General features: G+C 61.8%; 20 protein-coding genes. 13 read left to right on the top strand and 7 right to left on the bottom strand.

Features of this window, described 5'->3' with window-relative positions:
* Positions 1 to 76 precede the first annotated feature (76 nt).
* Both EOB80_RS04295 and EOB80_RS04290 read left to right on the top strand, forming a co-directional pair.
* Positions 77 to 793 (top strand): response regulator transcription factor, encoded by a 717-nt coding sequence (locus EOB80_RS04295; RefSeq protein ID WP_127290180.1) that lies wholly within the window; start codon positions 77 to 79, stop codon positions 791 to 793.
* Positions 790 to 2,196, top strand: coding sequence for an ATP-binding protein (locus tag EOB80_RS04290; RefSeq protein ID WP_127326774.1), 1,407 nt, complete (start codon positions 790 to 792; stop codon positions 2,194 to 2,196). The genes EOB80_RS04295 and EOB80_RS04290 overlap by 4 nt, the downstream gene beginning before the upstream one ends.
* Positions 2,197 to 2,298: 102 nt before the next feature.
* On the opposite strand, the gene EOB80_RS04285 is transcribed toward EOB80_RS04290, so the two are convergent.
* The 4 genes from EOB80_RS04285 to EOB80_RS04270 all read right to left on the bottom strand — a co-directional run bounded on the left by EOB80_RS04285 (position 2,299) and on the right by EOB80_RS04270 (position 6,023).
* Complete coding sequence (locus EOB80_RS04285) at positions 2,299 to 2,853, bottom strand: hypothetical protein (RefSeq protein ID WP_127326773.1); 555 nt, start codon at positions 2,851 to 2,853, stop codon at positions 2,299 to 2,301.
* A gap of 78 nt (positions 2,854 to 2,931) precedes the next feature.
* Positions 2,932 to 4,113, bottom strand: a complete 1,182-nt coding sequence (gene choV / locus EOB80_RS04280) for a choline ABC transporter ATP-binding protein (protein WP_024504539.1) — start codon at positions 4,111 to 4,113, stop codon at positions 2,932 to 2,934.
* Entirely contained in the window at positions 4,110 to 4,964 is an 855-nt protein-coding gene (choW, locus tag EOB80_RS04275; RefSeq protein ID WP_127266555.1) for a choline ABC transporter permease subunit, read from the bottom strand. The genes choV and choW overlap by 4 nt, the downstream gene beginning before the upstream one ends.
* 123 nt (positions 4,965 to 5,087) lie before the next feature.
* Entirely contained in the window at positions 5,088 to 6,023 is a 936-nt protein-coding gene (locus EOB80_RS04270; RefSeq protein WP_127266554.1) for a choline ABC transporter substrate-binding protein, read from the bottom strand.
* A gap of 257 nt (positions 6,024 to 6,280) precedes the next feature.
* On the opposite strand from EOB80_RS04270, the gene EOB80_RS04265 reads away from it, so the two are divergent.
* Positions 6,281 to 6,892 carry a thymidine kinase gene (locus tag EOB80_RS04265; RefSeq protein WP_024504537.1) on the top strand — a complete coding sequence of 204 codons (612 nt, stop codon included), beginning with the start codon at positions 6,281 to 6,283 and terminating at the stop codon, positions 6,890 to 6,892.
* Between the two features lie 69 nt (positions 6,893 to 6,961).
* Here EOB80_RS04265 and EOB80_RS04260 read toward each other — a convergent pair whose 3' ends face one another.
* On the bottom strand, positions 6,962 to 7,858 hold the full coding sequence (locus EOB80_RS04260; protein WP_127326772.1) for a DMT family transporter: 897 nt from the start codon (positions 7,856 to 7,858) through the stop codon (positions 6,962 to 6,964).
* Positions 7,859 to 7,960: 102 nt separating this feature from the next.
* Here EOB80_RS04260 and EOB80_RS04255 point away from each other — a divergent pair, with 102 nt between their 5' ends.
* The 9 genes from EOB80_RS04255 to EOB80_RS04215 all read left to right on the top strand — a co-directional run bounded on the left by EOB80_RS04255 (position 7,961) and on the right by EOB80_RS04215 (position 18,999).
* Positions 7,961 to 8,818 carry a LysR substrate-binding domain-containing protein gene (locus tag EOB80_RS04255; protein WP_127326771.1) on the top strand — a complete coding sequence of 286 codons (858 nt, stop codon included), beginning with the start codon at positions 7,961 to 7,963 and terminating at the stop codon, positions 8,816 to 8,818.
* 94 nt (positions 8,819 to 8,912) lie between these two features.
* Positions 8,913 to 9,302: a cytochrome c family protein gene (locus tag EOB80_RS04250; protein ID WP_127326770.1), complete on the top strand. Its 390-nt coding sequence runs from the start codon at positions 8,913 to 8,915 to the stop codon at positions 9,300 to 9,302.
* A 311-nt stretch (positions 9,303 to 9,613) separates the two neighbouring features.
* Entirely contained in the window at positions 9,614 to 10,702 is a 1,089-nt protein-coding gene (locus EOB80_RS04245) for a hypothetical protein (RefSeq protein ID WP_127266549.1), read from the top strand.
* Positions 10,703 to 10,733: 31 nt separating this feature from the next.
* Complete coding sequence (locus EOB80_RS04240; RefSeq protein WP_127326769.1) at positions 10,734 to 11,879, top strand: hypothetical protein; 1,146 nt, start codon at positions 10,734 to 10,736, stop codon at positions 11,877 to 11,879.
* Between the two features lie 24 nt (positions 11,880 to 11,903).
* A complete protein-coding gene (locus EOB80_RS04235) occupies positions 11,904 to 13,814 on the top strand; it encodes an ATP-binding protein (RefSeq protein ID WP_127326768.1) in 1,911 nt (636 codons plus the stop codon).
* 131 nt (positions 13,815 to 13,945) lie between these two features.
* Complete coding sequence (locus EOB80_RS04230; protein WP_127326868.1) at positions 13,946 to 14,362, top strand: DUF559 domain-containing protein; 417 nt, start codon at positions 13,946 to 13,948, stop codon at positions 14,360 to 14,362.
* A gap of 109 nt (positions 14,363 to 14,471) precedes the next feature.
* Complete coding sequence (locus EOB80_RS04225) at positions 14,472 to 15,776, top strand: DUF6638 family protein (protein ID WP_127326767.1); 1,305 nt, start codon at positions 14,472 to 14,474, stop codon at positions 15,774 to 15,776.
* Positions 15,777 to 15,881: 105 nt separating this feature from the next.
* The gene (locus EOB80_RS04220; protein WP_127266545.1) at positions 15,882 to 17,006 is read left to right on the top strand and encodes a DUF2333 family protein; all 1,125 of its coding nucleotides are present in this window, start codon (positions 15,882 to 15,884) and stop codon (positions 17,004 to 17,006) included.
* 313 nt (positions 17,007 to 17,319) lie between these two features.
* The gene (locus EOB80_RS04215; RefSeq protein ID WP_127326766.1) at positions 17,320 to 18,999 is read left to right on the top strand and encodes a formate--tetrahydrofolate ligase; all 1,680 of its coding nucleotides are present in this window, start codon (positions 17,320 to 17,322) and stop codon (positions 18,997 to 18,999) included.
* A 68-nt stretch (positions 19,000 to 19,067) separates the two neighbouring features.
* Here EOB80_RS04215 and EOB80_RS04210 read toward each other — a convergent pair whose 3' ends face one another.
* Positions 19,068 to 19,712, bottom strand: coding sequence for a cysteine hydrolase family protein (locus EOB80_RS04210; protein WP_127326765.1), 645 nt, complete (start codon positions 19,710 to 19,712; stop codon positions 19,068 to 19,070).
* Between the two features lie 127 nt (positions 19,713 to 19,839).
* On the opposite strand from EOB80_RS04210, the gene EOB80_RS04205 reads away from it, so the two are divergent.
* Positions 19,840 to 20,829 (top strand): helix-turn-helix domain-containing protein, encoded by a 990-nt coding sequence (locus tag EOB80_RS04205; RefSeq protein ID WP_127326764.1) that lies wholly within the window; start codon positions 19,840 to 19,842, stop codon positions 20,827 to 20,829.
* A 5-nt stretch (positions 20,830 to 20,834) separates the two neighbouring features.
* Here EOB80_RS04205 and EOB80_RS04200 read toward each other — a convergent pair whose 3' ends face one another.
* The gene (locus EOB80_RS04200) at positions 20,835 to 21,392 is read right to left on the bottom strand and encodes a sugar O-acetyltransferase (RefSeq protein WP_127321328.1); all 558 of its coding nucleotides are present in this window, start codon (positions 21,390 to 21,392) and stop codon (positions 20,835 to 20,837) included.
* Positions 21,393 to 21,530 lie beyond the last annotated feature (138 nt).

The following is a 21,530-nucleotide window of genomic DNA, read 5'->3' as shown; positions in this document are numbered from 1 at the left end:
ATTCTATCGTGTGGGTTGTGACAGAAGGGCTTGGCAATCAAAGACAGAAGGGCTTGGCAACAATGACAGGGCTGCTGTGAAATCCGACGCACACATACTGATCGTCGACGACGACAAGGGCATCCGCGACCTGCTGCAGGAATTCTTCCAGAAGCGGGGCCTGCACACCTCGGTTGCCGCCGACGGCATTGAGATGGAGACCATCCTGCGGCGCGTCCAGGTGGACCTCATCGTCCTTGACGTGATGCTGCCCGGCAAGAGCGGGCTGGAGCTGTGCCGCGACCTGCGCGCCCAGTATTCGACGCCGATCATCATGCTGACCGCCGTCACCGAGACGACCGACCGCGTCGTCGGCCTGGAAATGGGCGCCGATGACTATGTGCCCAAACCCTTCGACCCGCGCGAGCTTTTGGCGCGCATCCGCGCCGTGCTCAGGCGCAATGGCACCGCCGAGCCCAAGCGCGCCACCACCAAGCAGATCTACCGCTTCGCCGGCTGGACGATGGATTGTGCTCGGCGCCGGCTGATCGCACCCGACGATGTCAGGGTCGAACTGACCATGGCCGAATTCAACCTGCTGCAGACCTTCGTCAAGAGCGCGCAGCGCGTGCTGACCCGCGACCAGCTAATCGAACTGTCCGGCGGCGACAGCGACTATTCCTTCGACCGCAGCATCGACATCCTGGTCAGCCGGTTGCGACGCAAGATGGAGGACGACCCGAAGACGCCCAAGCTGATCCTGACCGTACGCAGCGGCGGCTACCAGTTCCTGCCCGAGACGACCTCCGAATGAGGCGTTTCCTGCCGCAGACCTTGCCTGTCTGGGTGCTGCTGATCGTCATTGCCGGCCTGCTGATCAGCCAGGTCGCGACCCTTTACATCGTATCGCGCGACCGCGCGGCGGCCAACGACGTCGTCGACCTCTACCGGCTCAACGACCGTGCCTTCTCGCTGGTGCAGCTCATGCATGACGCCAGTCCGGACGAGCGCAAGGCGATGGCGACCGGCCTGTTCAATTCCACCTACGCGCTCACCGTTTCGGACACGCCGGCGGTCACTTCGTCGATCGCCGGTGACGACGAACTGGCCGAACTCGAAGATATCCTCGTCGGCAGGCTGTCGAAATTCGGCATCACCGATGCACGCGTAGGCCGCGATCCGGCGACGCGCGAGGCCGATGACGCGGACGGCACGGCGCCGGGACCCGACATCGGCCAGGTCGAACGCGACCTTCTGGTATTGGCCGCCGACTTCGCCCAGAGCGACAAGCTGACGGCCTCGCTGCGCTTCGCCGACGGCCAATGGCTGAACTTCACCGAGCCGATCACGCCGGTCGGCCCGATCCTGAGCTTCGACAGCCTGCCGCTCTATTCGCTGATCGCAGGGCTGGTGGTGATCATGTCGATCTGGTCGCTGCGCCGGCTGACGGCGCCCTACCGGATGATGGAAACCGCCGTGAACCGGATCGGCAAGGATCTAAAGAGCCCGCCGATCGCCGAGAGCGGCAGCCGCGAGGTCCGTGCCGCCGCCAAGGCGATTAACGCCATGCAGGCAAGGTTGCGCGAATATGTTGAGGACCGCGAACATCTGGCGGCGGCATTGGCGCATGATCTGCGCACGCCGATGACCAGGATGCGCCTGCGCCTGGAGCTGTTGCGCAAATCGGCGGTCCGCGAGGCATTGGCGCACGACCTCGCCGATGTCGAGGGCATCGCCAGCTCGGTGATCGACTTCGCCACCTTCGAAGTGACCGAGGAAAAGAACGAACGCATCGATTTCTGGTCGCTCGTGGAATCGATCGCCGACGGCTATGACGACGTATCGTTCGACGACGAGACCCGTTCGCGCGGGCTGATCTGCATGGCGCGGCCGGTCGCGCTCAAGCGCTGTGTCACCAATCTGGTGCAGAACGCGGTCACCTACGGCAAGAAGGCGCATCTTACGCTGCGCCGGTCGGAAGACATGATCCTGCTCACCATCCGCGATGAAGGGCCCGGGATACCGCAGGCACAGATCGACGCCGTGTTCGGCTCGTTCGTGCGCCTCGAACAATCGCGCAACCGCCAGACCGGCGGTCTGGGCCTCGGCCTGACCATCGCCCGCAACATCGCGCGCGCCGCCGGCGGCGAGATCAGCCTGTCCAACAACCCGGGCGGTGGCCTGCTAACGCAGCTGCGCCTGCCGCTGGCGGCATAAGGCTGCCACAATATGACAGGGCAGTTTCGTTAGCCGGTTCTTCGTCGGTCTGCTCTCAACTTCAACCAGCATAGGTCAACGAGCGGTGGATGGGCTGGTTGCCTATTTCAGTACGCCGTCCTTGCGTCGAAATATGCGAAGTTGCATCTCGCGCCAACGCGTCATCACCTTTTCCTCGAAGCGATCTCGTCTAAATTTAACGCAATGAATGTCCTCGATCATGAAGACATCGTCCTTGGATGCGACTGCCTCCAAGAACCGGGGAGACCGAACGGCCAGATTGACCTCGTTCTCACGCGAAGTTTGACCGATCAATTGGTAAAAGGTGAACATTGCATAGCAATAATTGTCGAATGTCTCGAACTCTGAAAAGTCTGCAACGCGACAGTCGTCCAAGGTCATTAAAGGGTAGCTGTACGGACTGCGCCTGTTCGGGTCTTGCCTAATGTGCGGCAGCTGGAGGGTCTTGGTGGCGCCGACCTCCTCCAGCACCGAGGTACTCCACTCCCAGCAGCTGATGTAACTGTGAAAGAAGGCTTCGCGCACCACACTATGTTCGTCTGGCAGCCACTCGTTGTGCTCTCGCTCGGCGTCGATTAGCCGGTAAACGTCGAATAGAAACTCGTATATGAGTGCAGCCACCGTCGCGTTTCGCATTCCTCAACCTCAATTATGCGACCCGGCTGTTCCCTCGAAAACAATAAACCGCCCTATGGGCTGAATTGACGGCGAAGGTTACCGCCGCAGCACCGCGCTCAGCACATCGCGGATACCGATGGCGCCGACGAAGCGCGACTGGTCGTCGAACAGCGCCACGGGAGCGGTCTGTGAACGGTGCATGGCCAGCATCACGGTTTTCAGCGAGGTGCCCGGATTGGCCCAGAACACTTGCGCGGCTTCTTCGGATTGGCCTTCGACATCGGCGCACGACACCCAGACCGCCGGTTTGCCATCGCGTTCGGCCGCCGCCACCAGCCCGTGATCATCGATCTTGAAGCGCGTCGTCTTGCGGCGGTCGAGCCACACCCAGCCATCCTTGCCGTGCTCCAGATCGCGACGGTCGCGCATCACGTTCCAGGCGGTCAGCACCGACAGCGGGTTCACATTGGCGATGAAGTCGCGGACATAGTCGTTGGCAGGCCGCAGCACGATGTCCTCCGGCGCGCCGGTTTGCACGATGCGCCCACCCTCCATGATGGTGATGTGGGAACCGATCTTCAGCGCCTCCTCGAGGTCGTGGCTGACGAAGATGATGGTCTTCTTCAATTCGGCCTGCAGCTGCAACAATTCGTCCTGCAGCTTGGTGCGGATCAGCGGGTCGAGCGCCGAGAACGGCTCGTCCATCAGCAGGATCGGCGCCTCGGTGGCGAAGGCCCGCGCCAGGCCGACGCGCTGCTGCATGCCGCCCGACAGCTCATGCGCGTATTTCTTCGACCACTGGTCGAGATTGACCAGCTTGAGCTGGCGTTGCACGCGCTCCTTGCGCTCGGCTTCCGGTACGCCGGCGAGTTCGAGGCCGAGACCGACATTCTCCTCCACCGTGCGCCAGGGCAAAAGGCCGAACTGCTGGAACACCATCGCCACCTGTTTCTGGCGCAGGCGCCGCAGGGTCGCCTCGTCGCAGGTGACGACGTCGACGGTTTTGTCGCCATCCTTGACCAGCACCTGGCCGCGCGACACCACGTTGAGCCGGTTGACCGCCCGCAGCAATGTCGACTTGCCCGAACCGGAGAGACCCATCAGCACGGAGATTTCGCCCTCGTTCACGGTCAGGCTGGCGCCGGCGCAACCCAGTACATTGCCGGTCTTTTCGAGGATCTCGGCGCGGCTGGCTCCGGCGTCGATCATTTTCAGCGATCCGGCCTGGTCGGCGCCGAAGACGATATCGACGTTCCGGAAATCGACGGCGACGGTCATTTCTTGCCTCCAACGGCGATGCGGGTCATCCGGTCGAGCACGATGGCCAAAACGACGATGGCGAGGCCCGCCTCGAGCCCGAGGTCGATTTTGCGCGAACCCAGCGCCCGGTTGATTTCGGTGCCGAGGCCGCCGGCGCCGATCAGTGCGGCAAACACCACCATCGACAGCGACAGCATGATGCACTGCGTCAGACCGGCCATGATGGTGGGCAGCGCCGAGGGCAGCTCCACCTTCCACAGCAACTGGCTCTTGGTGGCGCCGAACGCCTCGCCGGCCTCGACGATCGACTTCGGCACCGACACGACGCCGAGATGCGTGAGACGAACCGCGGTCGGGATGACGAAGATGATGGTGACGATGAGGCCGGGCGCATTGCCGAGGCCGAACAGCGTCAGCACCGGGATGAGGTAGACGAAGGTCGGCAGCGTCTGCATCAAATCGAGCACCGGCAGCATGACGCGATAGACCTTCGGCTTGTGCGCCGCCCAGATACCAAGTGGCACACCGATGGCCATCGAGGCGGCGGCGGCGGCAACCACCAGCACCAGTGTCTCTACCGTCTGCTTCCAGAGGTTCTGGTTGAGGATGAACAGCAACCCGAGAAAGACAGCCACCGCCAAGCCTCTCGATCGCTGCAGATAATAGGCAAGCAGTGCAATCAGCGCGATGAGAAGGACCGGCGGTACCAGCAGCAGCGTGTCGACCACTCCATCGAGCAGGAAATTCAAGCCGCCGGAGAGGCCGCGGAAGAAGGTGTTGAAATTGTCGGTAAGGAAGGTGAAGAACGCTTTGCCCCACTCGCCTATGGGGATTTTATAACTGACAAAGAATTTTGAAATCGGATCCATCTTGCCCCTCTTTGGCAGTCGCCGTCCTTGCCGGACGGTCATCTTGTCACAGGATATGAAAAAGGGCAGCCCTTTCTACAGTGACTGCCCTTCTTGATCGGTCACGCCGAACGCAAGACCTGCTCAGCTTCCGAGCGCAGTCTTCACGGCTGCAGCGGCGTCGCCGCCATCGAAAGTGGTCACGCCGGCAATCCACGGGGCAACCGCGTCCGGATGCTTCTTGAGCCAGTCGGTCGCAGCCGTATTGGCGTCAGCGCCCTTGAGGATCGCGTCCATTATCTCGCCTTCCATATCGAGATTGAACTTCAGGTTGGCGATGAACTTGCCGGCATTCGGGCATTCGGTGGTGTAACCCTTGCGCACATTGGTATGGACAGTGGCGGCGCCGAAGCCGCTGTCGCCCATGCCATCGAGATAGGTGATCTTCATGGCACCCATCACCGGATGCGGCGTCCAGCCGAGGAAGGCGATCCATTCATTGCTCTTCATCGACTGCTCGGCCTGCGTCAGCATCCCGGCCTCCGAGGATTCGACCAGCTCGAAGCCTTCGAGATTGTCTTTCGGGTTCTTGATCATGTCGAGGATAATGCGGTTGCCGTCATTGCCGGCCTCGATGCCATAGATCTTGCCGTTGAACTTGTCCTTGAACTTGCCGATATCGGTCAGCGATTTCACGCCGGCGTCAGCGACATAGGTCGGCACGACGATGCCGTAGCCGGCGCCGGTCAGGTTGGTGCTGATCGTCTCGACCGAGCCATCGGCGGTATAGTCCTTGATGTCGTTGGTCATCGACGGCATCCAGTTGCCGAGGAACACGTCGAGATCCTTGTTCTTCAGCGACGCCATGGTCACCGGCACCGACAGCTGGATCGTCTGCGGCTCATAGCCGAGCGCGGTCAGCAGCACGGAGGCGATGCCGGTCGTCGCCTGGATGTCGGTCCAGCCGACATCGGAAAGGCGCACCGCCTTGCAGCTCGCCGGATCGCCGGCAAAGGCAGCGCTGGTGGACAAAAAAGCCGCCAGGCCGAGGCCGGCGACGAAAGAGTTCATACGCGACATAGACAGTCTCCCATTGTTATTCTTGGCGAAGCGTAGCTACGGTTTCTATGCCCGCCTTGTTTCGTCAGCCAAACACCATTTTGGTGTGGTTTCAAGCATTAAGACAATCGCGATCAACGGCGCGGGCTGGCCAATCAGCGACACATCAGGCGCTTTTGCCATGCCGGACGGTTTTTTCGACGACGGGCCGGCTTTTTCAGGGGAATGCGGGCGACCGCCCCTCCCCGTATCAGGGCAAGTCGGCTTAAAAGAGCGGCATGGCCAAGCTTTACTTCCACTACGCGACTATGAACGCCGGCAAGACGACGATGCTCTTGCAGGCCTCTTACAATTATCGCGAGCGCGGCATGGGCACGATGCTGTTCGTCGCCGGCCACTACCGCAAGGGCGACACCGGCCTGATCTCGTCGCGCATCGGCCTGGAGACGGAAGCCGAGATGTTCCGCGATGGTGACGATCTGTTCGCCCGCGTCGCCGATCATCACGCGCATACGTCAGTGCATTGCGTCTTCGTCGACGAGGCGCAGTTCCTCGAGGAGGAGCAGGTCTGGCAGCTCGCCCGCATCGCCGATCGGTTGAACATCCCGGTCATGTGCTACGGCCTGCGCACCGATTTCCAGGGCAAGCTGTTTTCCGGCTCGCGCGCGCTGCTGGCCATCGCCGACGATTTGCGCGAAGTGCGCACCATCTGCCGATGCGGCCGCAAGGCGACGATGGTCGTGCGCCTCGGCCCCGATGGCAAGGTGGCGCGCCAGGGCGAGCAGGTGGCAATCGGCAAGGATGTCTATGTCTCGCTCTGCCGCCGCCACTGGGAGGAAGAGATGGGCCGCGCCGCGCCAGACGATTTCATCGGCTTTATCAAAGGCTGACTCTGTCTCTTGGTTATTGGAGCAATTCCAGGGGAAGCGCTATGTGCTTTCCCGGGAATTGCTTCGGGCTCACACGGTCGAGACACGCCGTCTTGGAAACCGCCAGCCAAGCCGCACACCAAGCGTTGCCAGCGCAATCAGTGCCATGCCGGCTGCCTGCGCCGGTCCGAGCGGATGCCCATAGATAGCCCAGTCGACGATGATGGCGACGACCGGGTAGATGAAGGTGATGACGCCGATCACCGGTGTCGTCAGGCGTGGGAAGGCCGAATTCATCAACACATAGGCGATGCCAGTGTGCAGCACGCCGATGCCGAGCAGCCAGCCCCATGATGCAGGCGCAATATGTTGGCCGATGCCGGCGAACGGGGCGAGCATGACGACCCCCACCAGTGTTTGGCAGAGTACCGTGATTTCGGCGCGCTGCTGGCCCAGGCCTTTGGCTAGGATCGTTGTAACGGCATAGAGCAGTGCGCCGCCCAGCGTCAGCGCAATGCCCGGCACCCAGTTGGCATCGGCATGACCGTGCGCGAAAACGAGGCCGCTGGCCAGCACGACGCCGAGAAAGGCAGCGAGCATCCACAGCAGTTGGTCGGGCGAGATGCGTTCCCTTAGGAAAACCACGCCGATCAGGACCACGAAGAACGGCTGGATATGGTAGATAATCGTCGTCGTGGCGATCGACGTCATGGCGAAGCCTGCGAAGAAGGCCGTCCAGCTCAGCACCATGCACACGCCGGCAAGTGCTGCAAGGGCAAGCCGGGACGGCAACAGCGTCCGATCCGGCAGGTAGCCGCGCAACAGGCACCATACGAGAAGGAAGATCGCGCCGAACACGCATCGCCAGAAGACGACGGCAACGGCATGCAGCCCCGATTCCGTGGCGAAGGCGCCGACCGTGCCGGCAATCACCATTGCCAGAGCGAGGCTGGCGGCCGGAAAGCGGGCTGTCGATGCGTCTGCCATGGGTGTTTCGTTCAGCCGGTACTCCCAACCATCTGGTCACCGGCACGGCCTTCAAACAAGCGAATAGATTTGGAATGATCTATTCGATATACTGATAGCACCATGGCCGCGCCACTCGATCTCAACCTGCTGAAAACCTTCGTCGCCGTCGTCGAGAGCGGCAGCCTTTCCAATGCAGCACCTCGGGTCGGCCGCAGCCAGTCGGCGGTCAGCATGCAGATGCAGCGGCTGGAGGAGATGGTCGGCAACCAGCTTCTGGTGCGTGGTCCCAGAACCGTCACTCCCAATGCGGTCGGCGAGGATTTCCTGATCTATGCGCGCCGGTTGCTGAAACTGTCGGATGAAGCCTGGGCAAGCGTCACCCGGCCCAAGGAGACAGGCAGCGTCCGCTTGGGGGTGCCCGACGATTATGCCGCCTTCCTCCTGCCGCCCGTGCTCTCACGCTTCGCGGCGGAGCATCCCCTGGTGACGGTGGAGTTGATCTGCGAACAGTCGACCGCGCTGGTGAAGACGCTGGCGGAGGGGCGGCTGGATCTGGCGATCATCACCCGCTTGCCGGAGCAGCCGCTTGAGGTGATCCGGCTGGAACGCTTCGTCTGGGTCGCCTCGCCCAACCATGTCGCCTGGGAGGCCGATCCGCTTCCGGTCGCCTTGTTCGAACCGGGCTGCGCCGCCAGGATGAATGTCCTCCAGGCGCTTGGCGATGCCGACCGCTCCTATCGCTGTACCTATTCAAGCGCCTCTCTGCTTGGCCTGATCGCCGTCGTCCAGGCCGGGCTCGCGGTGGCTGGCCTCGCCCTGCGCAGCGTTCCGCCATCGCTCCGCATCGTCGGCGGCAATGAAGGGCTTCCGGTGCTGCCGGACCTCGAAATCGGCATCCTGCGCAACCCGCTGTCGACGACCCAGGCAGTCGAGCGGCTGAATGATTTCCTGCGCCGCGATCTGGCACAACAGGCCTGACTCGCGGGCCTGTCTTCCGCAATCCCGCCGCGATGCAGCGTTTGTTAAAGCCTCGGTACTATAAGGCCGCCAGCCAGAACTCTCCGGGGGCAGCATGTTTCGAGCCGCTTCGTCCGCCAGCATCCTTCTCCTTGCCAGCTCGCTTGTGGCCCATGCCGGCGGCGACCCGGCCCTGGGCAAGAAGGCCTTCAACCGGTGCATGGCCTGCCATGAAGCAGCCACCGACCGCGACAAGGTCGGTCCGCATCTGTTGGGCGTCGTTGGCCGCACCGCCGGTAGCGCCGAGAGTTATCTTGGCCGCTATTCCGAGGCGATGAAGAGTGCCGGCGCCGCCGGCCTGGTCTGGGATGAAGCCAATCTCGCCGAGTATCTCAGGGCACCCAAGCTGAAAGTGCCCGGCAACAAGATGGCGTTTGCCGGCCTGACCAAGGACGACGAGATCGCCAATGTCATCGCCTATCTGAAAGCCGATCCCAAGCCCTGAGCCGCTGTTCGCCAGCTCTGCAAAACCGGCTTTCTCGTCGCATATCGCGGCCGCTATTGCTTCGGTGGTTTGCCCAATACAAAGGCATCCGTGCGCCTTCGCCTTGCCGCATGAAAGTTCAATGACAGCTGAACTATGGCTGGTCGGCAAGCTAATCACGCTAAGCCCACGCCTTCACTGGCTTTCAAGACCCTGACGAATTTTTTTGTTTTCACGCCGCCCTTGTCTTCACGTCTTTCAATCCCCTGATGCCCCACATATATTCGCCGCTGTTCGCGACCAGCGACGTCATGCCGAAGCGGGAGGCCCCAATGGCGACATTGCAGAATTTCGACGCCGAAATTGCCAAGACCAAGCAGGTCGTGCAGGATATGCGTTCCAAGATCGAGCAATCCGGCACCATGCTTGATACGCTTGCCACATCAGACAAGAAGATCGGCGACGCCAATTTCGACCTCGAGAACGCCCGCATCGAGGATGTGCTGAAGCAGCAGAAGGTGATGGAAGGCAACATTGCCGACCTGATCATCGGGCTGGAGGACGCCACCAACGTCTTCGGCGCCGAGTTCGAGAGCATGAAGAACTACACCGGCTGGGAAAAATTCATTGGCATCTTCTCCAGCCAGAGCAAGCAGCGCATGCGCACCGACCGCGTTCGCAACATGTCGCTGGCCGGCAATCTGCAGGAACTGCTGGTCAAATCCGACACCATCGTCGGCATATTGAAGGCGCAGAAAGAGGTTCTCGACCAACGCTACAAGACCTCGGAAACCAGCCTGTCGCAGGTGATCGAGCGCCGCAAGACCACCATGACCAACCTCGAAGCCGTGCAGAAGCGCATCGAGGAGCTCAACCCGATGCTGCTCGACATCGAAAACAAGATCGCCGCTTCGACCAGCCAGAAGGACCGCACGCAGCTCGAAGGCGAACGCTCCAAGCTGGCGACGGAATACAACGAAAAGCAGGCCAAGGAGCAGGAACTGCTGGCCGAGAGCCAGACGCTCGAGCGTTACACCTCGATGTTCCAGACCTTCGTCGATTCGCTCAACAACCAGATCGCCGCGCAATCGACGCTGATCAACAAGCTGACCATCGATACCGAGCAGCGCATCGTGCTCTACAAGGCGCTGGAAGATTCGCTGAAGACCGCCGCCCAGCAGGACGTCGCCCACAAGATCAACACGCTGGGCAGCCAGGTCGACAACACCGCCGAGGAAACCATGGCCGGTATCGGTGCTGCTTCGCAAAAGCACATCGGTGACCTGCTTGAGATGCACGAGAAGAACATGGTCGCCACCGCCGATATCCAGCGCCGCAAGAAGCTGGCCGACGATGCCTTCGCCCGCCGCTTCGACGAGGTGCTGAAGAAGCACAATTCGGCTAACTACGTGCAGTCTTAAGGGTGACAGCACTGCCCGCGAGCGACCAGGCATGACCCCCGAAAACGAAGCGGCGGCACGGTATTTTTCCGCCATCACGGCCGCGCTCAGCGGCCTTGAAGTGTTCATGCGCGACGATCGCTCGCCGCTCTACCGGCACGGCATCGTCGCCAAGATCGTCGCCGAACACATCGCCAGGCTCGACAAGTCGTTTTCCTGCTGGCGCAACCGGCTCGGCTTCATGGACACATTCCGCATTTCGCGCGCCGAAAGCGGATTTCCGGTGTTCCAGAACCTGCTCGAACTGGAAAACGACCGACGCCAGGCCGACGCGCGGCTTGCCAACATTCCGCTCGCCGGCGAGTTGCGCGAGGAAATGGCCGACTTCATCCTGCGCCACAAGGAATTCCCCGCGGCGCTGCAGAAGTCGATAGCCGAGCGGCTTTATCTCGAGGACGTGAAAAACGAGAACACGTTTGGCCCGTTCACCCTGGCGCAAACGGCCAAGGTCTCGGTCAATCCGAAGACGGGGCGGCCCTATTATCTCGTCCACTGGGCGACGTTCGACGGCAGCGCCAACCTGCCTCTGGTCTACATGGTGACGGTGGAGGATTCGTCCGAAACGATGATCCGCCAGCTCGTCGACAGAAACGGCAAGCTGAACGAGACAATCGACATTCCTCTGCCGGTCGATGGCCTGCTCAATCCCGAGCTTGCCCACCGTTTCGACGATTTCACCGAGAAGAACTCCGCCTACACGCTGTCGCCGGCGACCATCGCGGTCAATCTCGACAAGGATTTCGAGCCGCTGCATCCCAAGCAGCTGCGCCGCGTCGTGCTCGGCCCGTTCTATTCGGCTGGCATCACCGACAACAATTCGACGGTGACCGAAGTCCTGGCCAAGGTGCGCAAGCCCGAAAATGCCTGGCTGCTGACCTGGACCATCCAGGAGGTCTATTCCAAGGCCGAGAAACCCGGCCGCAAGGGGCTGTTTTCCAGCGAGAAGACGACGCAGGAATTCTTCATCAATACCGACGATCTGGAAGCCGCGCGCCAGGGCGTGTCGAGCTACGAAAACCATGCGCTGATCCCGCACGAGGCCTATCAGGCGCTCTACGCCGCCGGCGAGGCGCAGAAGATCTTTGCCGGCTACAAGGTTCACATTCTGTCCAACGGACAGGTCATCTCAGACGTCTGACCGTCACACCACGGAGCACCCTTCATGGATACCGGCCTGACCACCATCCCGGAAGCCGCCATCGAGAAGCACCGCGCCACCGCGCAGAGCTTCATCACCCGCGTCGTCGTGCTGGAGGACCCGTCTAGCTCCTCCGGCACAGCACTTGCCGGCACCAACCGCCGCTTCGTTTCGACCGTCTCGGCCGGTTCGGTGCGCCGCACGCGCGAGGTCGAGCTGGCAAAGACCGTCGGCGCCGTTCATCCCGACGACCAGCTGCTGACCATCCCGCAGCACACGCTCCTGTTTCGCGCCCGGCGCGGCACGGCGATCGCGCTGGCAATATCGGACGTCTTTGCCGAGGGCTCGGACCTTGAAAGTCTGCAGGCCAAGAACACCCGCGCGCCGCTCGAGGGCGACGAGGCGTCCACCTTCAAGAAGCTTCTGTCGGCCTCGGCTTACATTTCGGCCTTCAGCCTCGCCTCCTACCTGTTCCAGCTGATCGACAGCGACGGCGAGGCGCCCAACGACAGTCCCGAACCGGACTTCCTGTTCGATACGCCGCAGGATGCGGTGAAGTCGATCCTGGCAGGCCTCGACAAGGCGATCTCGGGATCGTCCGACGACGCCGACCTGATGACAAGGGCGCGCGCCTTCGCCCGCGTCGCCATCGACGGGCTTCTGGCCCGCAAGGGCCGCTTCGACGGCATCGGCCCGTTCGAGAACGCGCATATCCGTATCGATGCCGACGATTTCACCCTCGATGGTTTCGACGTCGCGCCGGGCAAGCGTTCAAAACCGCTGGTGATGACATTCAAGAAGCCGGAAGAGGTCGTCGGCAACCACATCGCCAAATACCAGTCGGTCAAGCTCGCCAAGATGCTGATGGCCTACGACTTCGAGCGCGAACTCAATCCGTTCGTCGAACTCGGCGGCTTCCTCTTCACCTTCATCGGCGACGGCGCCCCCGGCACCGGCAAGACGACGCTGATCCAGATGATCGCCGGCCTCGTCAACGGCTATTGCCAGGTCGCCGGCTATCCCTTTGCCTACGAGAATTTCGGCGTCGACCAGATCTCGTCCTATCAGGGCAAATCAGGCCAGAACTGCCGCCAGTTCATCAACAATGTGCTGAACCCGCGCGTCATCGGCTTCGGCACCATCGACGACATCGACCAGGTGGCGGCGCGCCGCTCAGACGACCGCGCCTCGGCCGGCCAGCAGGAAATCACCGGCGTCTTGATGGATGCCTTCGCCGGTGCCGCGACTGTGGTGCGCGGCAACTGCTCGTTCGGCATGTTCTCCAACTATCCCGAAAATGTCGACGACGCGCTGCGCCAGCGCGCCGGCGCCCGCTGGCTGGTCGACGGGCCGCAGAGCCGCAACGACTACATCGACATTTTTGTCCTGCTGGCGGGAAAAAACCACAAGATCCCGCTCGGCGACCACGATCTCTACGCCGCACAGGAAATCCAGCGCGCCGTGACCGAAGCCTATGAGGAGCACGAGAGGCCGCAAGAAGACGGGCTGGTGAAGGTCTACGAACGCTACATGAAGGAGAACGGCGCACCGAAATCGATGGCCGACATCGGCACCTATCTGCACCTGATCAAGGATGCCGAGCCCCGCTTCACCGGCCGCGCCATCAAGAACGTCACCGACGCTATCAAGATGCGCGCCATGGACATCGAGCTTCCCGACGACTGGTTCGAGAAGCCGGAGGTCTTCATGCACAAGGGCTACGACGAGAAGAAAGCGATGATCGAGGAACTGCGCGGGCCGTTCTCGATGGACATGGTCATGCAGGAGATCAACCGCTATGCCGACTCGGAGTTCCGCTATTCCGACAAGTCCGACGACTCCGCCGTGCAAAAACTGCTGCGCGACGCCCGCCTGCGCGAGCGAGCCGCGCGCGAGATGGAGGAGATGAAGAAAAAGGGGCTATGGAATGCCTAATGTTTCTTCCTCTGCAAATGCTAGTCATCAATGGACAGGCTGCAATCGCCACGCCGAAGGACGAGGCGCAAACGCTGACGCCCCCCTCTCCCCGTCCTTCACGGGGAGAGGGTAAGGGTGAGGGGCGGCGCATGCGTGGACCAGGAATCGCGACAACAAAACGTGCAAGACGTCTGCGCCAATCAGACAACGACGCCGAAGGCGCACTCTGGCTCGAACTGCGTGATCGCCGATTGAACGGCCATAAATTCGTGCAGCAATTCCCGATAGGTAAATATTTTGCCGATTTTGCCTGCAGAGAGTGCCAACCCATTGTCGAGATTGATGGCAGCCAGCACGCCGAGAACAAATACGACCAGGCCAGGGATCGCTTCATGATTTCAAATGATTGGTCTGTCCTCCGCTTCTGGAATGTCGACGTCTTGAAGGACCGCGAAGAAGTGCTCGAGACTATACTGGCTGCTGTTGAGGGGCGTCTCGATCGTCATATCGAAACTCATGAACTTCGTTTTTTTGCCGCCAAAGGTTATGGAGAGCCATGTCTTTGACCTTCAGCGCCGCCCCTCACCCTTACCCTCTCCCCGTAAAGAACGGGGAGAGGGGGGCGTCAGCGTTGGCGCTTCGCCTTTCCAGGCAAAGCCCGTCGGAACCTTCCGCATGAGCCCCGCCAAGAAACCCGATCTCCTGCGCGACAACGAGCTGATCTATGGCCGGCTGTTGACGGTCGACGAGCCGCACCTCATCCAGCGCTACAACAAGGCGCTGGCCGCGTTCGGCTTGAAGCCGACGAAACTGAAGAGCTTCCAGATCGACCGCACCGGCTTCTCGCCCGAAGTGGCCGAGGAATGCGATGATTATGACTATCTCGATCCCAATGAGGTCAACCGCCGTTTCATCATCCTGACGCCGTCGCAGATTGACCTGCCGGTGGTGCACACCGCCTTCTCCAACACCTCGCAACTGATGTTCGAGTTCATGTCCAGGAACCGGCGCGCCATCGATGCGCTGACGATCAAAGACGTCATCTACGGCGAGATCGAGGATTCCATTCCCAAGGTCAACGACATCGAGGATTTGCTGTCGATCAGCCAGGTCGAATTCAAGGTGCTGTCGGCCGAGGATGTGCTGGGCAAGGCCGCCGAACTCGGCAAGCTCGTGGACCGACTGAAGCAGGAGCCCGATGCCTGGCGCGACAGCGCCATGCTGAACCGGATGGTGGAGCTCGCCAAGATCTGCGGCGACATCCGCGAGAACGCGCTGGTGCCCGACCAGGTGATCTTCCGCCACAACGCCTACTGGACCAGCCATTTCGGCGGCCTCTACGTGTTCGTCGATCCGGATGTGACGACGGTGATCAGCGATCCGGCCGCCCCCGGTTTTCGCCGCTCGCGGCCGTGGCAGGTCAGCTATCTCTCGATCAACGACGCCGACAAGGTGTTCAAGTTCCTCGCCACCACCGGCCGCATCGAGCTGCCGCGTGCCTCCTGGGTCGAGACCTCGGGCTATCTCGAGCACCGGGCCGAGATGGTGGTGCGCGCGCTGATCCGCGACGCCGAGCCGAACCGCAATTTGACCAATGTCGACAAGGTCTGGCTGCAGACCTGGATCCAGAGCCATGCCGACCTGATCACCAGGGACGGCAATTTTCCCTTCCTCAACGCCGCCAAGCGCGAGATCGCCCACCTTGGCCACCTGAAGATCGAGGATGTCTTCCCGCAGCAGCGTTTCCTGGTGATCCGCGCCAAGCCAGACCACCCCGACGCCTGGCTGACCAACCGGCTGATCTCGGATTTCGTGCCGTCGGACTTCGTCTCGCGCTACATCTTCAACAAGGACGGCTTCTACAAGGACTATGACGGCTTCAGCGACGCCTGGCGATCGCATGTTGTGGACGTTCTCAAAACCACATATTTGAAGGACAAGGTGGCGTTTCGCACACGCCTCTACGGCCTGACTGACTAGAACGAAATGAACCGTTATTTCGTTCTAACTTCTTGTTTTGGCGTATGATGTTATCCAAAAAGTCTGCAACTTTTTGGCATCATGCTTTGAGGGGGTGACACAGCCATGCTCGATCCGATCGTGAATTTCTTCACCCGTATTTTCCAGTGGATCGGCCGCGGCATCGGCCTCCTGATCGGTGTCGTCCTGTGGCCGTTCCTGTGGGCCGGACGCTGGTACACGCAGCGCGGCTGGATCCTCAAGGCGGCGGTCGGCCTCGCTCTGCTGGTGCTGATCGGCCTCTATGCCAATTTCTTCTACGCCACCCAGTGGTGGAACAATTTCAACCCGAACTATCCCGACACATACACCTTCGAGAAGCGCAATGTCTCCGCCGGCGAACAGGTCGCCGCCGGCGCCGGCACGGACACCGCCAAGACCTGCGGCAACTCTGGTATAGCCCAGATCGCCGCTGACCTGACCGACTTCAACGTCAACCAGAATGCCTGGATCTCGTCGATGATCCTCTACAAGCTGGGCCTGTTCGGCATCGACTGGGACCACACGCCGTGGATGGACAACAAGGCCTCCTTCCAGCGCGGCATCAACCAGGCGGTGCGGCGCACGGCGACCGAACTTGCCGACAATCTCGGCCGCGTCCGCACCACCTCGCAGATCGACAGCGATCTGCAGAATGCCCGCGGCAACCTTCAGTTCGACGAAGAGACCTGGTATTTCGGCCTGAACCCGTTCGGCCCCAAGACGCCGACGCCAAGCTACTATCGCGACGCCGTGCGCATGCTGCGTTCCTTCAACGCCCGCCTTGCCACCTGCCAGGCGACATTCGACGCCCGTGCCGACAATCTGAAGCAATATATCGACCGTATCTCGTCCGACATCGGCTCGACCTCGGCGATCCTCAAGGAACGCGCCGAGAACCACAACAATGGCTGGTTCGACTTCCGCGCCGACGACCGCTACTGGTTCGCCTATGGCCAGCTCTATGGCTATTACGGCCTGATGAAGGGAGCCCAGGCCGACTTCGAGGACGTCATCAAGGAAAAGCATCTGCAGAACCTGTGGGACACGATGGACTCGCAGTTCGTTTCGGCGCTGCGCATCCAGCCCTTCATCATCGCCAATGGCCGCGAGGATGGCTGGCTGTTGCCGACGCATCTGACGACGATGGGCTTCTATGTGCTCAGGGTGCGCTCCAACATGGTCGAAATCAGCAACGTTCTGACGCAGTAGCGCTGTTCCATTAGGGACCAGGCGATGGCGAATTTGCGCCGTCGCCTCTGTCGCATTCCGTGCATTGTGCGGCTGTTTTGAGACGGCGGAACGACGCGTCCTCTGGCTTCTATACGGCGCGGCAACGGAGCCAGGAAGAACCGACGACAGGTCGGCCGGTCCGCAGAGGAATTTTCTCTAGAGGAAACATAGTTGCATACAAGTTGACGCCGCGGCAGCGACAGGGTTAGAACATGCCCGCGCCCGGTTCCAACCTGCTTGCCAGTAAGATCAAACCCGTCCCCTCCACCGTCCAATCCAGAGGAAAGCCGTCATGGCCGAAGTGAAGTCCGACATCGAGATCGCGCGCGGCGCCAAGAAAAAGCAGATCCAGGAGATCGGCCAGAAGATCGGCATCCCGACCGAACACCTGCTGCCCTACGGCCATGACAAGGCCAAGATATCAGCCGAATTCATCAAGTCGGTGAAGGGCAACAAGGACGGCAAGCTGATCCTCGTAACCGCCATTAACCCGACGCCGGCCGGCGAAGGCAAGACCACGACCACGGTTGGCCTTGGCGACGGCCTGAACCGCATCGGCAAGAAGGCGATCGTGTGCATCCGCGAGGCCTCGCTCGGCCCGAATTTCGGCGTCAAGGGCGGTGCCGCCGGCGGTGGCTATGCGCAGGTCGTGCCGATGGAAGACATGAACCTTCACTTCACCGGCGACTTCCACGCCATCACCACGGCGCACAACCTGCTTTCGGCGCTGATCGACAACCACATCTACTGGGGCAATGAGCTCGGCATCGACACCCGCCGCGTCGTCTGGCGCCGCGTCATGGACATGAACGACCGCGCGCTGCGCGAAATCATCTGCTCGCTCGGCGGCGTCGCCAACGGCTTCCCGCGCGAGGGCGGTTTCGACATCACCGTCGCCTCGGAAGTGATGGCCATCCTGTGCCTGTCGACCGACCTGAAGGATCTGGAAAAGCGCCTCGGCGACATCATCGTCGCCTATCGTCGCGACAAGTCAGCCGTCTATGCCCGCGACCTCAAGGCCGACGGCGCCATGGCCGTGTTGCTCAAGGACGCCATGCAGCCGAACCTGGTGCAGACGCTGGAGAACAACCCGGCCTTCGTGCATGGCGGCCCGTTCGCCAACATCGCGCATGGCTGCAACTCGGTCGTCGCCACCACGACGGCGCTCAAGCTCGCCGACTACGTCGTCACCGAAGCCGGCTTCGGCGCCGACCTGGGTGCTGAAAAGTTCTTCGACATCAAGTGCCGCAAGGCAGGCCTCAAGCCGGCGGCGGCCGTCATCGTCGCCACCGTGCGCGCCATGAAGATGAATGGCGGCGTCAAGAAGGAAGACCTCGGCAAGGAAAACGTCGAGGCGGTGAAGAAGGGCTGCGCCAACCTCGGCCGCCACATCGAGAACATCAGGCAGTTCGGCGTGCCGGCGGTGGTGGCCATCAACCACTTCTATTCCGACACCGACGCCGAGATCCAGGCGATGAAGGACTATGTCGCCTCGATGGGCGAAGAAGCGATCCTGTGCAAGCACTGGGCTCACGGCTCGGCCGGCATCGAGGATCTCGCCAACAAGGTGGTGGCACTGGCCGAATCCGGCGCCTCGCAGTTCGCGCCGCTCTATCCCGATGCCATGCCGCTGTTCGAGAAGATCAACACCATCGTCCAGCGCATCTATCGCGGCTCGGAAGCGATTGCCGACAAGTCGGTGCGCGACCAGCTCAAGGCCTGGGAAGACGCCGGCTACGGCCACCTGCCGGTCTGCATGGCCAAGACCCAGTATTCCTTCTCGACCGACCCGAACCTGCGCGGCGCGCCGACCGGCCACACCGTGCCGGTGCGCGAGGTCAGGCTTTCGGCCGGTGCCGGCTTCGTCGTCATCATCTGCGGCGAGGTCATGACCATGCCCGGCCTGCCGAGGGCGCCGTCCTCGGAAAAGATCTTCCTCAACGAGGCCGGCCATATCGAAGGCCTGTTCTAAAATCCTTCAATTCCAAACAGAAAGGGCGCCGCAGCGATGCGGCGCCCTTTCTGTTTTTTCGGATAACCCTAAGCAGCGCTGCGCGACAGCGCCCGCTGGTTGGAGCCGAAGATGGTGTCGCGTTCCGGCAGCACGCCGGTCTTCAGGCACTCGACCCATTCGGCGGTCTTGAGCACGGCGGCAAAGCGCGACTGCAGGATGATCGTGACCACGCGGTGGATCTCCTCGGCCGAGGCGTAGCCGGCGCTGTTGGCGTAAGGCACCGAGCCAGTCGCATCCGACAGGAACTCGACGGCAAAGCCCATATGCACGGCGTGGATGATGGTCGACAGGTCGCAATTGTGCGTCATGTAGCCGACCACCGTGATCGTATCTATGGCGTTGGCGCGCAGCCAGTCCTCGAGGTCGGTGCCGGTGAAGGCGGAGGGCAGGTTCTTTTCGACATAATGGTCGCGCCCACGCCTGGCTATTTCGGGATGCAGTTCGCCGCCATGGCTTCCCCTGGCGAAGATCGGCGATGTCTCGGGCGCCATCTGCTTGACGACCACCACCTTGATGCCGGCAGCAGTCGCTGCATCCATCGCCCGCGCCACATTGACGACGCTGTCGCGGAACGGCGGATGCTGGATGGCAAGACTGCCGCCATCATAGTCGTTCTGCACATCGACGACGATCAGCGCCCGGCGTGGCGTGGCGTGGGCTGGGTCAGACATGGTGTTTTCCTTTCCGGCTTGAATGCGATGGACCGAAAATAGGCGGACTCCCCGGCAGCCGAAAGTGGCCCGATTGACATCATTCGAAAGAATTAGGACAATCCGCATTCAACTGCCGGAAGCACCCATGACCGACCCGATCATTGCCGTACTCGCCTTCGACGGCATCAGCCCGTTCCACCTTTCCGTACCGTGCCTGGTCTTCGCAGAGGACAGGACGGCGCTTGGCCTGCCGCGCTTCGACTTCCGCATCTGCGCGGTCAAGCCCGGCCCGATCCACACCGAGGCCGGACTGACAATTGCCGCGCCGCATGGACTCGAAGGGCTCGACGGCGCCGATATCGTCATCATTCCAAGCTGGCATCATCTCGGCGAGCCGGCATCGCCGCCGCTGATGGAGGCGTTGCGCCGGGCGCACCAACGCGGCGCCTTGATCGTCGGCCTGTGCCTCGGAACTTTCGCCATTGCCGCGGCCGGGCTGCTTTCGGGCCGTCGTGCCGCGACGCACTGGGCCTATTCCGAACAGTTGCAGAAACTCCATCCCGACGTCGCCGTCGACGCTTCGGTGCTCTATGTCGACAATGGTGACATCGTGACTTCGGCCGGCGTCGCCGCCGGTCTGGACTGCTGTCTCCACATCGTGCGCGCCCGCTATGGCGCGGAAGCGGCACTCCGGCTCGCCCGCCAGATCGTGCTGTCTCCGCATCGGCAAGGCGGGCAGGCGCAATTCATCGAGCATCCGGTGGCAAGAAGCGCCGATGCTGACCGCTTCACCCAGGCCCTGGACTTGGTTCGCGCTACGCTTGGCGAGACGCATAGCCTCGACAGCGTCGCCGAGGCCGCCGGCCTGACCCGGCGCACCTTTACCCGCCGCTTCCAAAAATCGATCGGCACCAGTTTCGGCGATTGGCTGACCAGCCAACGGATAGAACTGGCTCAACGGCTGCTGGAGGCAACGGAGAAATCGATGGACATGGTGGCATTCGAAGCCGGCTTCGGCAGCGCCACCTCGCTGCGCCAGCATTTCGCCGCAAGGCTGAGGACATCGCCGGCGCAATATCGGCGCGAATTCTCCAGGCGGGCCGGTCAGGACGAGCGAATGGCGCTGTCGCACTGATCCATTCAATCCCGCTTGACCTGATGTGCCGGATTGCCGACCACCGTGGTATTCGCAGCCACGTCGCGCGTCACCACCGCGCCGGCACCGACGATGGCACCTTCACCGATGCTGACGCCGCCAAGGATGACGGCTGAGCCGCCGATCCACGCATTGGCGCCGATCTCGACCGGCTTGGCGATCTCCAGTCCCGCCTGCCGCCCAGCGACCTCCTTGTGATGCTCGGCGCAATAAATCTGCACATTGGGGCCAAGCAGCGTTCCCTTGCCGATGCGCACACTCGCCGTGTCGAGGATGGTGCAGCCGGCATTGAGAAAGACGCCGTCGCCGAGAAAGATGTTGAAACCATAGGCGCAGTGAAACGGCGCCTCGATGCGGGCACCCTCGCCGGCGTCGCCGAGTAAAGCTTTCAAGCCCGACCCGAGATTGCCGCGCTGCCGCGGCGGCAGGCAATTGTGCTCGAACACCGCGTCACGCGCTACCACACGCAAGGACTCCAGCTCATCATCGAGGCAGGTGTACCATTCGCCGGCCGCCATCTTCACGCGCTCGCTTTCGGCCATGACGCGGTCTCCAGTTCACGTCCTTCAAAAGCACAAGTGCGGCCAACAGAAAAGCGCCGATGCAAGTACTGGTCAAATATTGGACCTATGGTAGCCTGCGTCTCAAGGCCGTCCTGGCCCGGTGATCGAGGGGGATCG

Source organism: Mesorhizobium sp. M7A.F.Ca.MR.245.00.0.0, assembly GCF_003997415.1.
Classification (GTDB): domain Bacteria; phylum Pseudomonadota; class Alphaproteobacteria; order Rhizobiales; family Rhizobiaceae; genus Mesorhizobium.
This window is presented reverse-complemented; position numbering and strand designations above follow the sequence as displayed.

Bases quoted from the DNA above. Each gene is read 5' to 3' on its own strand.
- EOB80_RS04240 (WP_127326769.1), top strand. From the start codon at position 10,734: ATGACCCCCGAAAACGAAGCGGCGGCACGGTATTTTTCCGCCATCACG.
- EOB80_RS04290 (WP_127326774.1), top strand. From the start codon at position 790: ATGAGGCGTTTCCTGCCGCAGACCTTGCCTGTCTGGGTGCTGCTGATC.
- EOB80_RS04210 (WP_127326765.1), bottom strand. From the start codon at position 19,712: ATGTCTGACCCAGCCCACGCCACGCCACGCCGGGCGCTGATCGTCGTC.
- EOB80_RS04265 (WP_024504537.1), top strand. From the start codon at position 6,281: ATGGCCAAGCTTTACTTCCACTACGCGACTATGAACGCCGGCAAGACG.
- EOB80_RS04285 (WP_127326773.1), bottom strand. From the start codon at position 2,853: ATGCGAAACGCGACGGTGGCTGCACTCATATACGAGTTTCTATTCGAC.
- EOB80_RS04220 (WP_127266545.1), top strand. From the start codon at position 15,882: ATGCTCGATCCGATCGTGAATTTCTTCACCCGTATTTTCCAGTGGATC.
- EOB80_RS04255 (WP_127326771.1), top strand. From the start codon at position 7,961: ATGGCCGCGCCACTCGATCTCAACCTGCTGAAAACCTTCGTCGCCGTC.
- choW (WP_127266555.1), bottom strand. From the start codon at position 4,964: ATGGATCCGATTTCAAAATTCTTTGTCAGTTATAAAATCCCCATAGGC.
- EOB80_RS04260 (WP_127326772.1), bottom strand. From the start codon at position 7,858: ATGGCAGACGCATCGACAGCCCGCTTTCCGGCCGCCAGCCTCGCTCTG.
- EOB80_RS04205 (WP_127326764.1), top strand. From the start codon at position 19,840: ATGACCGACCCGATCATTGCCGTACTCGCCTTCGACGGCATCAGCCCG.
- EOB80_RS04225 (WP_127326767.1), top strand. From the start codon at position 14,472: ATGAGCCCCGCCAAGAAACCCGATCTCCTGCGCGACAACGAGCTGATC.
- EOB80_RS04215 (WP_127326766.1), top strand. From the start codon at position 17,320: ATGGCCGAAGTGAAGTCCGACATCGAGATCGCGCGCGGCGCCAAGAAA.
- EOB80_RS04270 (WP_127266554.1), bottom strand. From the start codon at position 6,023: ATGTCGCGTATGAACTCTTTCGTCGCCGGCCTCGGCCTGGCGGCTTTT.
- EOB80_RS04230 (WP_127326868.1), top strand. From the start codon at position 13,946: ATGCGTGGACCAGGAATCGCGACAACAAAACGTGCAAGACGTCTGCGC.
- choV (WP_024504539.1), bottom strand. From the start codon at position 4,113: ATGACCGTCGCCGTCGATTTCCGGAACGTCGATATCGTCTTCGGCGCC.
- EOB80_RS04245 (WP_127266549.1), top strand. From the start codon at position 9,614: ATGGCGACATTGCAGAATTTCGACGCCGAAATTGCCAAGACCAAGCAG.
- EOB80_RS04200 (WP_127321328.1), bottom strand. From the start codon at position 21,392: ATGGCCGAAAGCGAGCGCGTGAAGATGGCGGCCGGCGAATGGTACACC.
- EOB80_RS04235 (WP_127326768.1), top strand. From the start codon at position 11,904: ATGGATACCGGCCTGACCACCATCCCGGAAGCCGCCATCGAGAAGCAC.
- EOB80_RS04250 (WP_127326770.1), top strand. From the start codon at position 8,913: ATGTTTCGAGCCGCTTCGTCCGCCAGCATCCTTCTCCTTGCCAGCTCG.